This is a genomic window from Photobacterium aquimaris (assembly GCF_002954455.1).
Lineage (GTDB): Bacteria > Pseudomonadota > Gammaproteobacteria > Enterobacterales > Vibrionaceae > Photobacterium > Photobacterium aquimaris.
This window is the reverse complement of sequence record NZ_MSCC01000001.1, coordinates 1,363,679-1,376,848: the sequence shown is the minus strand read 5'-3', so window position 1 is coordinate 1,376,848 and position 13,170 is coordinate 1,363,679. Positions and strand designations below refer to the sequence as shown.

11 protein-coding genes are annotated in these 13,170 nt (G+C 37.1%); 6 read left to right on the top strand and 5 right to left on the bottom strand.

Annotation, left to right across the window (positions count from 1 at the left end):
• Positions 1–65: 65 nt before the first annotated feature.
• From BTN98_RS06130 to BTN98_RS06115, 4 genes are all read right to left on the bottom strand, one after another.
• Positions 66–1,766, bottom strand: a complete 1,701-nt coding sequence (locus BTN98_RS06130) for a chitinase (RefSeq protein WP_060997572.1) — start codon at positions 1,764–1,766, stop codon at positions 66–68.
• 239 nt (positions 1,767–2,005) lie between these two features.
• Positions 2,006–3,028 (bottom strand): acyltransferase, encoded by a 1,023-nt coding sequence (locus tag BTN98_RS06125; protein ID WP_060997573.1) that lies wholly within the window; start codon positions 3,026–3,028, stop codon positions 2,006–2,008.
• Between the two features lie 193 nt (positions 3,029–3,221).
• Positions 3,222–3,911: a DUF3334 family protein gene (locus BTN98_RS06120; RefSeq protein ID WP_060997574.1), complete on the bottom strand. Its 690-nt coding sequence runs from the start codon at positions 3,909–3,911 to the stop codon at positions 3,222–3,224.
• Positions 3,912–4,083: 172 nt separating this feature from the next.
• Positions 4,084–4,440, bottom strand: coding sequence for a glutathione S-transferase N-terminal domain-containing protein (locus tag BTN98_RS06115; protein WP_060997575.1), 357 nt, complete (start codon positions 4,438–4,440; stop codon positions 4,084–4,086).
• Positions 4,441–4,744: 304 nt separating this feature from the next.
• Here BTN98_RS06115 and BTN98_RS06110 point away from each other — a divergent pair, with 304 nt between their 5' ends.
• The 6 genes from BTN98_RS06110 to BTN98_RS06085 all read left to right on the top strand — a co-directional run bounded on the left by BTN98_RS06110 (position 4,745) and on the right by BTN98_RS06085 (position 11,593).
• Complete coding sequence (locus BTN98_RS06110; RefSeq protein ID WP_060997576.1) at positions 4,745–5,728, top strand: response regulator; 984 nt, start codon at positions 4,745–4,747, stop codon at positions 5,726–5,728.
• Entirely contained in the window at positions 5,725–6,750 is a 1,026-nt protein-coding gene (locus BTN98_RS06105; RefSeq protein ID WP_060997577.1) for a sensor domain-containing diguanylate cyclase, read from the top strand. Before BTN98_RS06110 ends, BTN98_RS06105 begins: the two co-directional genes overlap by 4 nt.
• A 99-nt stretch (positions 6,751–6,849) precedes the next feature.
• Entirely contained in the window at positions 6,850–7,578 is a 729-nt protein-coding gene (locus BTN98_RS06100; protein ID WP_060997578.1) for a tRNA-uridine aminocarboxypropyltransferase, read from the top strand.
• A 161-nt stretch (positions 7,579–7,739) separates the two neighbouring features.
• Positions 7,740–8,651 carry an N-acetylglucosamine kinase gene (gene nagK, locus BTN98_RS06095; RefSeq protein ID WP_060997579.1) on the top strand — a complete coding sequence of 304 codons (912 nt, stop codon included), beginning with the start codon at positions 7,740–7,742 and terminating at the stop codon, positions 8,649–8,651.
• Positions 8,652–8,788: 137 nt separating this feature from the next.
• Positions 8,789–10,069, top strand: a complete 1,281-nt coding sequence (locus BTN98_RS06090; protein ID WP_060997580.1) for a DEAD/DEAH box helicase — start codon at positions 8,789–8,791, stop codon at positions 10,067–10,069.
• A gap of 198 nt (positions 10,070–10,267) precedes the next feature.
• On the top strand, positions 10,268–11,593 hold the full coding sequence (locus BTN98_RS06085) for a GGDEF domain-containing protein (protein ID WP_060997581.1): 1,326 nt from the start codon (positions 10,268–10,270) through the stop codon (positions 11,591–11,593).
• Positions 11,594–11,685: 92 nt separating this feature from the next.
• Here BTN98_RS06085 and BTN98_RS06080 read toward each other — a convergent pair whose 3' ends face one another.
• On the bottom strand, positions 11,686–13,104 hold the full coding sequence (locus BTN98_RS06080; protein WP_060997582.1) for a basic amino acid/polyamine antiporter: 1,419 nt from the start codon (positions 13,102–13,104) through the stop codon (positions 11,686–11,688).
• Between the last annotated feature and the right edge of the window lie 66 nt (positions 13,105–13,170).

The window sequence follows — 13,170 nt, the reverse complement described above, 5'->3', positions numbered from 1 at the left end:
GTTTATTATGAGGCCATTTTTATTGTGTTTAATGGTTAATGTAATTGTTCAACAAACCGAAAAGATTAAGGTAATAAAACCCACGGATTGCCTGCTGTTGGGGTGTTACCTTGGCTCCACCATTTCGCTTGGTATATTTTACCTTGGTAGCTAACTTTATCATTACCGTTATAAACAGCATTAGTTTCCCATACTGCAACATCAGCAGGTAACTCTGGTGTTGGCTTTTCATCGGTTGGCGGTGTTACTGGTGGTGTGACAGTGTCATCTGTCGGTGGTGTTACAGGTGGCGTAACTGTGCTATCAGTTGCCGCTTTAATTAACTTCCACGGGCCGCCTAAATCAGGTTGATCACTTTGTGTCCACCATTGAGCTTCATAAATTGCACCTTTGTAAGATACTTGCTCGCCACCAGTATAGACTTTATTTTGCTCCCAACTTGCTACACCATCAACGGGTGGATCGGTTGGATCAGTTGTACCGCCGCCAGCATCTGGATCTAATTTATCGACTACACGAACGGCAGGCCAGTTAGCATGAGAACCATAGAAGTTAGCTACACACTTTTCATAGTCGCCAGCAACAAGAGCAGAATAAGCCGTTTGGAAACCCACTAACTCACACTCAAACGAGACACCGCCTGGACGATCTGGATAATATTTCCAGTTTGCATCCCAGTTAGTGTAAAGCACATCAGTTGCACCATTTAGATTTAAACTGCCATAAGGAGTTTGTTGCCAACAAGTATTGGTTTCATCACTTTTTAATGGAATTTGATAGTTTGCAACTAAGCCTTCCCAATAACGAATACGGTTAACAGGCTGGCCTTTATCTTTGTTTTGTTCGCCACACTCAATACCACCATTGATGACGTTAATTGTGGTACCAAAGCCATAACCAATACCAGCATCTGTTTCTCGCTGTGAAGGAGTCCAAGTACGATCGATGACATGTAACATGGCTGGTTTAGGTGCTTGAGGTGTTAAGAAGAACCAGATAGCCGAAGCGAGATTGAGCCAAGAGTCAGCCACAAGCCCTGGGTTATTCAGCAATACTGTTGCATCGCCGTCAAACATAACTTCAGAAAAAGCGCCATAGTTAAAGTGGTAGGAGAGTTGTTTTGCGCCACGCCCAAAGTAACCTTGCCCCTCAGCACAAGGCCAGCGTTTATTTTGCCAATCATCTTGACCACAACCTGTGGTGTAACCTGGTTGACCTTCAGACCATCCCATTTCACGCACATGCACTAATGCTTGTTGCCATTCTTCTAGTCCTAGTGGATTATCAGAGATGTTTTCAATACTAATATGGCCGCCAGTTTCTTGGGCGAAATGGGCAAAAGCAGTAATAATGGATTTCTTACAAATAGCGTCAGCATCACGGCCATCAGTGTAATCACCACAGAAAGCGGGGAATTTACCTATTGCACGTAAAAAACGAGTATATGTATATTCAGGAGCTGCCATTTGAGTGAGGTAATTCCATTCAGTTTCAGGAAAAACTCGCTCGACGCGTTTTACGTTATCAGGGTTAGTATTCAATCCTGGTGCGATATTTTCAACGACAGTATTTGATGCTGTCGCTAATGCTTTCGCCCAAACATCATACATAGGATCAAGGGTTTTTGCGTTTTCTGCTGCTATTATTTCGGAACGTTCAATAACATAACCACCGACATTATCAGGATCTGGTTGAGGGGTCATTGCGTAACTATTAGCAGCAAAAAAGCTACCAATGATGAAAGATAGCGGATGTAATTTAGCCATTGAATCATTTCCTTATCAATAGAACAAACAGAAATTATTAACAATGTTATCTGTATGTAACTAATAGAGGCAATCATGCGAGACTAAAAGCGTGTCATTGCGTTGAAATTTAGTTAATGCTTAAACATTTTTTGCATTGAAAATGATGTTTACAGCTTTGTTTACTCATTATCTAGGTAAAAAAAAGTCCTTATAATCGTGATGACCATAAGAACTTTTTAATAGTATCAGTTATTGATTTAGCGTACGAGGAAACGCGCTATCGGTGTTTTACGTAAACCTCGAACAATAAGTGTCGATACAATCAATACGACAGGTACTGCCAAAATACTCGCAATAATTGAATTAATGCCTAATAGTCTGACAATATTTAAATAATAAATCACAATAATAAGATGACAGAGGTAAATACCTAATACATCTTTACTTAATGTATGGGTGATTTTATTGTCACCAAAGTTTGGTTTAGCCAATAAAGCAAAGAAAATACCTAATGCCCATAGCGGAGTTCCCAAAAGGAAATCATGGAAAAAAGATCCATTTTCTTGTAGGGATAAGTAGTTTGCTTCACCAATAAATAATGCAAATCCAATGACTAACATTATGATGCTGTATTTTAAGTTAATACTGATATTACGACGACGAACTTCAAACCCAAGCATAATCATAAAGGTACTAAAAAATGGACCGTTACGAGTGAATATCGGCGAGCTTAAATCTGTCATTTGGGCGTAACTTCCCGCCATTAAACCAAAGATAAACAATCCGCTAGCCACAGGGATAATCAATCGTTCTAGCTTGAAACGTAATAGGATAGTAATAACGGTTAACCCGCTGAGTAAACCCGGAATATACCAAAGGTGTACTAATCCCCCTTCAAAAAGAGTATTTAATGGCGTTGCTAATAGTTTTTGCCAGTACATTCCGCGTTCAGCAAAATAGCCATCGGTTGCTACAATATGAAAGTTAAACGGTAAAATGAGATAAATAATGCTCCATGATGCCCACATGATCAGTAAAGGACGAGCATAGCGCCATAAGTAGGGAATGCGCTCAGTTGTTAAACGAGGTTGAATGAAGTAACCAGCCATAATAAAAAATAGTGGTACAGCAAAACGACTCATTTGATTAAGACCCATGCCTAATAATGGTTGGCCGTTAAAGAGTGGCGCTTGCATAAAAATTTGGCAATGTAAGGCAATAATAGCGATAGTAGCGATAATTCGACCACATTCAAAACTGGCAACACGAGATTGAGACATTATTAAAACTCACGAACTAGAAGTGGTGTCGAAATTATATGGATTTGAGGATTTTGTAAATTGCATAATGAAATGAAATAACGTTAATGATCACATAATTACATTATAAAGTGGTATTAACAGTAAGTGACAACGCATAAAATGTAAGTAGGCAACAATGTATTTATAAAAAGTCACCTACTGATTAAAATATTTATAATCCTAATTGTTCAAGTAAATCTTGATTGTCATTATTATTGTCGATGGGTTTATTTTCTGAAATACGTTGGTTTTGTTGTTGAGCAACATAGGCTGTTTCAAAAATGGTATCAGGATCTTGTTCATCAACTTCAAAAGCTTCGAGTTGAATAAATTCAGTCTTATCCATTGCGAGTTCAAGATAAAAAATATTGTTATTACTGGTGGTAAAACTGACGCGCCGAACTTGTGGGCGATCTAGATTGGTATCAACCGACAATATAATCTGTTTATGTAATGCCAACATCTTGGGCTGGTTTTGAGTAATTGAAATGTTCAATTCTCGTCCAATTTTACCAGTGAAATCTCCAACGACTTGGTTCATTAACTCCCCTAAAATGTTTGCCACGTCATCTGCAGTATGATGGATGGCAAGATCTGTATCTGTAAAACCCATGCGTAGCATATAATTTTGATAGAGCTCCATAGCGGCTGGTGCAGAGAAATTGGTAACAACTAACCCGGTAAAGCCGCCATCAAATAAAACAAAACATCCGATATCTGGTTTTAAACTGGTTTTATTAATTTTTTGTACCATCGGTGAGTATTTAATTTGACTGTCTGTGGCGCGTGACAATACATCAGCAAGAGAGTGACATAATTTTATTAAAATATCGTCAGTGGTAATTGTATGATTTTTTCTCATATACAGCCCTGTAGAACTTATTTATAACCAATAAGTGAAAAATTCAACGGTTAAAAAAGCCGATAACCATTCTGCTTTTATCCGCTAGAGATAAAAGATATGAATATGTATCGGCTTCTAACAGCAGGACTTGAATATTTATTTGCTGATATGGTGTTATTTGTTGCTGATGTTAAGCAAATCGCTTATCTAAATACGCAATAATATCGTTTGATTCATACATCCAGGTGATTTGGTCATTTTCTTCAATGCGTAAACAAGGAACTTTGCGCTTTCCACCTTGCTCTAACAGTTCTTTATCCCAAGGCGCAACTTTAGCGTCGCGAGTAATAAGTGGTATATTTAAACGCTTTGCATGACGTCGTACTTTTACACAAAAAGGGCATGTTTCAAATTGATAAAGCTGCATATTGGCGACAGCAGCATCAACAGCCTGCTGCTCTAACGTATCGCGTTGCATTCCGCGTGGTGAAAAAATGGCATTAAGTATAAGGATGATGCGACCGACAATCCAACGAAGAGCTTTCATGTATATTATCCTATGGCTGATATAAAAATTATGTCCTGATTCTATTATAAAAAAGCTGTTGGGTAACTATATGGCCAATGATTATATTTACTTAATGAAAGCGATATTGATTTTAGGAAACAAAAATGAATTTATAAAATAAATATAATAAGGTCAAATATAAAATTTATTTTTTATTTTTACTTTTTTTTTGGAAGTAAGCTCAATATTTAGATGTATGTCACTGAATGCATAATTTATATTACAGCAGATTGTTGCTTTGCTTTATACTGAATTTAAGTTTCGTGGGTAAGTGATTAATCTGATGATTAAAAAGATAAATATTCTCATTTGTGACGATTCAGTATTGGTACATAAGTCCATTACACGATCCCTACAGTCATGCACTAATGCGACTTTTTTCTATGCTGGAAATGGAAAAGAGGGACTTGATCACTTAAAAAATATTGATATTGATATTATGTTTTTAGATCTAACCATGCCGGTGATGGATGGTTTTAGTGTAATGAAATCGTTACCTGTACGCGACTTTAAAACCACAATTATTGTGTTATCTGCTGATGTTCAATGCACTGCAATGGAAAGAAGTTTAGCATTAGGGGCAGATTATTTTTTACCGAAGCCTTTTGATCATAAACAGTTGATAAAGCTTTCTCAGCGCTTAGGACTAGTGTTTGATAGGACGAAAGATTCAGTCATAGATACACATTTAATTAGTGAGCACTCAATAGATAATATTCGTGAAATAGCCAATATTGCCCTTGGAAGAGGGGCGGCTATCATTTCCGATCATTTAGGCGATTTTATTAAAATGCCGTTACCCAATGTGGCATTTATGAAAAGCAGTGATTTATCTATGGCGATTGCTGATATTCGTAATGATAATCAACTTATCGCGATAACACAGCGTTTTGTCGGCGGTGGTATTCACGGCGAAGCTTTAGTTGAACTACATGGTAAAGATATTCATGTCTTTGGTGAAAAATTGGGTTTTAGTCAAACCGACGAATATAAAAATGAAGTTGTTATTGACATTGCAAATTTAATGGTGTCTTCTTTTTTAGTAGCATTATCAGAGCAAATATTAATACCATTTTCAGTTCGGCAACCCATTGTTCTTGAAGAATATATGAATTTGCATCATACGCAATGTGATACAAATACCTATTTCACCATTGAATATACCTATAAGGCCGAGATATTAGATGTTGATTGTGATGTCTTATTTATTATGGATAGCCACTCTCTAACTATTATTAATGATAAAGTGATGGAATCATTACATTGAACGGAATATCTTTAGCTGATTTTCATTTAACGATGCAAGTATTAGATAATCTTGATGCGGGTGTTGTTATATTAGATGAGACCTATAATGTTTGTGCATGGAATACATTCATGCAAGCATATAGTGGTATTTCTAGTACGCAGATTATGGGTAAATCGCTATTTGATGTAGTACCTGACTTACCTCAGTCGTGGTTGAAAAATAAAATACGATCGACGTTCAAGTTACGAATGCATTCCTTTTCTGCATGGGAAGATCGGCCATGGGTGTTTCGTTTTTTAAACTTTTGTCCAATATCTAGTAGCTCAGATATTATGTATCAGAATATGACCTTAACACCATTACGATCATTATCAGGTGAATATAAGCATATTTGTTTAACTATTACTGATGTTACTGATATTGCTAAAAACAAAAATCATCTTCATGAATCAAATAAACAGCTGACGCATTTAAGTATTACAGATCGACTAACCCAACTTTATAATCGGGGCCATTGGGAAAATTGTTTAGCTGACGCATTTGAGTATTGCCAGCAAACGCAAACACCAGCAACGTTAGTGATGTTTGATATTGATCATTTTAAACGTGTTAATGATACTTTTGGTCATGTCGCGGGCGATGGAGTAATAAAAGTTATCGCTGATGTTTTACGTCGAACAAAACGACAAACAGACATTGCTGGCCGTTATGGTGGTGAAGAATTTGGTATTATTTTACCTGGAACATCAGCAGAGCTTGCAGGTTACTTTACCGAAAGGCTGCGTAACCGTATTGAAAAAGAAACGGTATTTGATGATCAGCGAGGGATTGTTAAAGTCACAATCAGTCTTGGTGTGTGTGAGTGGAACCCTAAACTAAGCGATTATAAATCATGGTTAGAAAAATCTGATTTAGCGTTATATGAATCAAAGAAAAAAGGTCGTAATACCACCACAATTATTAATAGTGATGATTGCTACACAGACAGTAAAGGAGAGTTTATCTTAACGGCGGTTGAAGCAAATACGACTATAAATTAAACAATATTATGCTAGCCATCCTGTAATATTGATAATGACTGTATGTTTAGTACGGTTTATGTAAAATGCAGGCGTTTTTCCTGTTTTAGGTTAGTCGCTATGCGCATTCATGCTGTACATACTCTTTATGAAGAACGTCTTGCACGTTCAACTCGTCCTTTCCTTGCTCGTGGCTGTAAAGTCCAACGCTGTCGTCAATGTATGTTGCGTACGCATCTGTGTATTTGTGAACATCGTCCATTAGCCAAATCAAACGCGGCTTTTTTATTGGTAATGTTTGATGACGAAATTCTAAAACCGAGTAATACCGGTCGATTAATTGCAGATGTGTTTGAAGATACTTTTGCTTATATTTGGTCGCGCACTGAACCTAACGTTGAGATGTTAGCATTATTAGATGATCCTCAATGGCAGCCTTATGTGGTTTTTCCTGCGGAATACGCACCAGAAAGAGAAGCGAAGACAATAGAGCTTGAAACAGGGAAGCGACCATTATTTATAATGTTAGACGGCAGCTGGGCGGAAGCTAAAAAAATGTTCCGTAAGAGCCCATACCTTGATCGTTTCCCGCTATTGTCGATTAATCCAGATAAGCCATCACGTTACAAAATGCGTGAAGCATCAAAAGAAAATCAACTGGGTACCGCTGAAGTTGCGGCCAGAATTATCGATGTTTTTGGTGAGCACCATAACGCTGAGCTACTAGATTTATGGTTCGATGTTTTCCGCGAAAATTATATTGCAGGTAAGATGAATCGCTTAGTGCCTGAGGAATCATCACTGGCTGTATTAGAAAAATTTATGTCGATTGATGAAACATCGATTTAAAAATGTGATGCTGACTGAATAACATTAAAATTGAGTTGAACAATAACTGCTGAATTAGCCGTAGATCACAGTCACTTTTGGTCTAAATGTGGATAATTTTTAGTATATTTAATGAGTTATAAGCTCACGGTGTAGTTAAACATTATTTGTAGGAGAATAGGATGTACTACGGCTTCGATGTAGGCGGAACTAAAATTGAATTTGGTGCATTTAATGAAAAACTAGAGCGCGTAGCAACAGAGCGTGTACCAACACCGAGTGATGATTACGATAAACTTATCGATACGATTGTGTCTATTATTACTGCTGCAGATGTTAAATTTGGTTGTGAAGGTGCTGTTGGACTGGGTATTCCCGGAATTGAAGATGCACGAGATGGGACTGTATTAACCTCAAATGTCCCTGCAGCCAAAGGACGTACATTGCGCAAAGACTTAGAAGCAAAACTGGGTCGTAGTGTCAGCCTTGATAATGACGCTAACTGTTTTGCATTATCTGAAGCATGGGACGATGAACATCAAGATGCACCGTCAGTATTGGGGCTTATTTTAGGCACTGGTTTTGGTGGTGGTATGGTGTTTAACGGTAAGGTCTTTTCAGGCTTAAACCATGTCGGTGGTGAGTTTGGTCATGCGCGTTTACCATTAGATGCATGGTTACATTTAGGTGAAAACGCACCATTATTTGATTGTGGTTGTGGTCAAAAAGGCTGTATTGATAACTATTTGTCTGGTCGTGGTTTTGAACAGATTTATGCGCATTATTACGGTGAAAAACTAAAAGCAATAGAGATTATTGAACGCCATGCTGCGGGTGATGAAAAAGCACAACAGCACGTTGATCGTTTTATGGAAATATTAGCAATGTGCTTTGCTAACTTATTCTCGGGTGTTGATCCTCATGTTGTGGTGTTAGGTGGTGGTTTATCTAATTTTGAATTAATTTATGATGAATTACCAAAGCGTTTACCTAAATACTTATTGTCAGTGTCACAAGCACCAAAAATTGTAAAAGCAAAACACGGTGATGCTGGTGGCGTTCGTGGTGCTGCTTTCCTGAATATTAAACAGTAACTATTATGTAATTCAGCAATATTTATTGTGTAACGAAAAGCACTTCATGGCGAAGTGCTTTTTTTTATGTTAGAATCCGCGCTTGTTTTCTTATGCCGCTCTATTGGTATAAGCGTATTTATTGCTAGGAATACACTATGTCGTTTGAAACGCTCGGTCTTCACCCTAAATTATTGCAAGTTGTTACAGAGTTAGGTTATGAAAAGCCAACAGATGTGCAGCTGCAAGCGATTCCATTAGCATTGGCTGGGGATGATGTGATGGCTGGGGCACAAACGGGTACCGGAAAAACAGCAGCATTTGCGCTTCCTATTTTACAACGTTTAATGACATTGCCATCATTGACAGAACAGGGAATAGAAGACGCTAAGCCCCAACAAGGTGCGAAAATTCGCGCTTTAGTGATCACGCCAACCCGTGAATTGGCACAACAGGTCTACGATAGCTTTATTGCATACAGTAAATATACTGAACTGAAAGTTACTGTTGCTTATGGCGGCACTAGCATGAATGTTCAAATAAAAGCATTAAAAGCTGGTGTTGATATTTTAATTGCGACACCTGGTCGCTTACTTGACCATGTTTTTGTCGGTAATGTATCACTTGCGAATGTAGAAACATTTGTGCTTGATGAAGCAGATCGTATGCTTGATATGGGGTTTATTATTGATATTAACCGTATCATGAAGCGCATGCCTGCTGAGCGACAGACATTATTTTTCTCTGCTACCTTTTCAAAACAAGTTAAAAAATTAGCCTTTAGTATTTTAACTGATCCTAAAATGGTGGAAGTAACACCTGAAAATATAGCAGCTGATACTGTTCAACAAATGGTATATCCAGTAGATAAAAAACGTAAATCGGAATTGTTAGCTTATTTAATTGGTTCGCGCAATTGGCAGCAAGTGTTAGTGTTTACTAAAACTAAACAAGGTTCTGATCAATTAGCTAAAAGTTTAGGTTTAGATGGCATTAAAGCTGTTTCAATTAATGGTGATAAAAGTCAAGGTGCTCGTCAGCGCGCTTTAGATGATTTTAAAGCGGGTAAAGTGCGTGTATTAGTAGCAACGGATGTGGCTGCACGTGGTCTAGATATTCAGCAACTAGAGTATGTTGTTAACTTTGATTTACCGTTTAATGCTGAAGATTATGTTCATCGTATTGGTCGTACAGGCCGTGCAGGAAATATAGGTTATGCGATCACATTAATGAGTCTTGATGAAGAATGGGCATTAAAAGCGATAGAAGAGCTATTAGATACTCGTTTACCACAACAATGGCTTGAAGGTTATGAACCTGATCCAAGTTTAATTGAAACCGTGTCTGTTCATCGTGGAGCATCTGCAGAAAAACGTCGCGCTAAGGCAAAGAGTAAAGTACACCAAAATAGAGGGAAAAACGCTCAACGTCGTCGTTAAATAACAGTCATTTATATCTCAAAAAATACTAAAACGTCGCTGAATTGCGGCGTTTTTTATTTATATGCCATGTATTGCACCTGTATTTTTAAAACTTTAATAATATTAGTTGTTTAACCTAATATTGTCTGCTAATTTATCATTTTCGCATGTAGTATTTTACATCGGTTTTGGCTGTGATAATATTTTGAGGTATTTATGGCGGGGTTAAATAAATGGCTTCGTTCAATTGTCTTATTTTTAGTCTTTTTCACCATAGTGGCATATGGATGGTATCTTTTTGGCGGAGCACAGAAAGAATATATTGTTACGCCTCAAAATAGCCAATATAAAATTATTGATGACTCAGTCCAAAGTGGGGCAACAACAGCAACATTAGAAATTAATAAGCATAGTGTATTTTTAGAATGCAATATTATCAATAAAGCTAAGTGGCCATTTTGTGAAATAGCGATTTCGTTGACTAATTATATTGATAAAGGGATCGATTTAAGTACTTATCACTCAGTGGGTATTGATATTGATTATACGAGTCCACTTGAAGATGAACGCGTAAGAGTATATTTACGTAATTTTGATCCAACCTATGCAAATGTAAATGATCCAATATCATTAAAGTTTAACGCGATTGAATATTCACCGGGTGTTGATGATGGATTGAAGATTTTCCCATTGCGAAACTTTCAAGTGTTATCGTGGTGGATCGCTGAAAACAATATTCCTGTCGATAAGTCGAGTCGGCAATTTGATAATATTTCAGTGATTGAAATTGCTACAGGAAGTTATGTTAAAGAGTCCTATTATGCTATTCGATTAAATAGATTAGTATTTTATGGTGAATGGATATCAGAATCATCTTTAGTTAAAGCATTGCTATTATTGTGGGTTGTTACCGCTATTATCATTATTATGAGTGAACGATTTATTCTTGATAAAAGAATAAAACACACAGAAGAGCGTAGCCAGCGTTTACGTGACGCCAATCGATTGTTATATAACAAAAGTCTAAAATTTGAACATTTAGCCTGTACTGATCCATTAACGCGGATTAGAAATCGACATACTGTAACTGAATGGTTAGAAGAGATAACTATTCAAACTCAATCAAATGACATTCCTTTCTCAATGATTTTTATCGATATAGATCATTTTAAGGCGGTAAATGATACTTATGGTCATGGTTTTGGCGATACGGTATTAGTTAAATTTGCAGAAACGATTGATAAACTAATACGGCGTTCTGATATGTTTGCTCGTTGGGGGGGAGAGGAGTTTGTACTTTTCTGCCCTGAAACGAATATGAGTACAGCTGTTGAAATTGCGGAAGAAATTAGAGAAACGATTGCAAACAAAGTCTGGGATTTTGATCGCGAATTTAAGTTAACCTGCAGTTTAGGTGTTGCTGAATTAGTTAATGAATCTAGTGAAGAGTTTATTCATCGTGCTGATTTAGCGTTATTAAAAGCAAAAAAAATGGGTAGAAATCGAATAGAAATAAGCTGGGAGCACCAACAGCTTAGATAAGATTGATAAAAAAAGCCGAATATTGCATTGTATCCATTTTTATGGAGAACTTCAATAGACGGCTTTTTTTTGAGTATAGATATCAGTAAATATTAACTCTCTAACACAATATGCCCAGTGGCAACCATATAAATAGCAAATAAAGACAAGAGAATTAATACAACAACGAAAATACGTTCTTTACCAACAAAGGAAGGTTGATTTAACTCTTTCTTGGCTTTAATGAAGAAATATAGCCCTGGTAAATATAATAAAGAAGCTAATAGTAAGTGGCTTAACCCTGAAGCATAAAGTAGCCATAAACCATAGATCGTCGAACCTAAACCGATAAATAATAATCTACCGCGGTTTTTATTTTTAATCGCAAGTTTTAGTGTATAAGCCGCAACAAGGAAGTAGGGAACTAAGATCATTTCTGAAGCAATTATGAGTAATGAATTATAAGTCCCGCCAGCATAGATAACAGCAAATAATGAAATCTGAATACAAATAATGGTCAGGTTAAGGGCTTTAATCGAGGTACCTGCACTATTCTCTTTAGCATAAGACTTAGGGAACATATTATTTTGTGCAGCTAGTAGTGGTGCTTCTGTAGCGAGTACTGTCCAACTTAAAAATGCACCACTAACAGAGACCAATAAACCACAACCAATAATAATTGAACCCCATGGGCCAAGAATATGTTCAAGCACAAGTGCCATTGATGGATTATGGAATTTAGCTAATTCAGGTGTGGAAATAACACCCATAGAAAGCAGTGTAACAAAGACATAGATAATAAGTGCTGTCAGTAGTCCAAGAATAGTCGCTCGGCCGATATCACGACGGTTACGAGCTCGTGATGAAACGATCACAGCACCTTCAACACCGATAAATACCCATACAGTAATAAGCATGGTGCCTTTAACTTGGCTTAGCAAGTCATGCTGGGGACCAAATTCTAAACCTGTAAAATCAAAAGTAAATGTATGCCATTTAAATGCAACTAAGGTACAGAAAATAAATAACACTAATGGAATTAATTTAGCAACGGTAGTAATAGTATTAATAGTAGCAGCTGTTTGTACACCTCGTCTTACGGATGCATAAACAAGCCACAATAGAACAGATGCGCCAACAATTGATTGCCAAGTGTTACCCATGCCAAAAATAATATGACCAGGTTTGTCAAAGAACATACCTAAGGTGCTAAAAACAATCACAAGGTATGACACATTGGCAAGCATTGCACTTAGCCAATAGCCCCAAGCTGAACAAAATCCAACAAAGTCGCCAAAGCCTGCTTGTGCGTAACCAAAAACACCACTATTAATATTAGGTTTTAGTAATGATAAAACTTGAAAAGACATAGCAAGGAATATCATGCCTACACCCGTAATAGTCCAGCCGATTATAACTGCTGCAGGGCTAGCAACAGCTGCCATATTTTGTGGCAGACTAAAAACCCCCGCACCAATCATTGAGCCGATTACAAATGCAGTTAATGCACCAAATCCGAGCTTATTATCCATTCTTAAACCTAGTATTTAAATTTTAATTTACTCGATTATATGGATTTTCATTATGCGTAAAAGCTA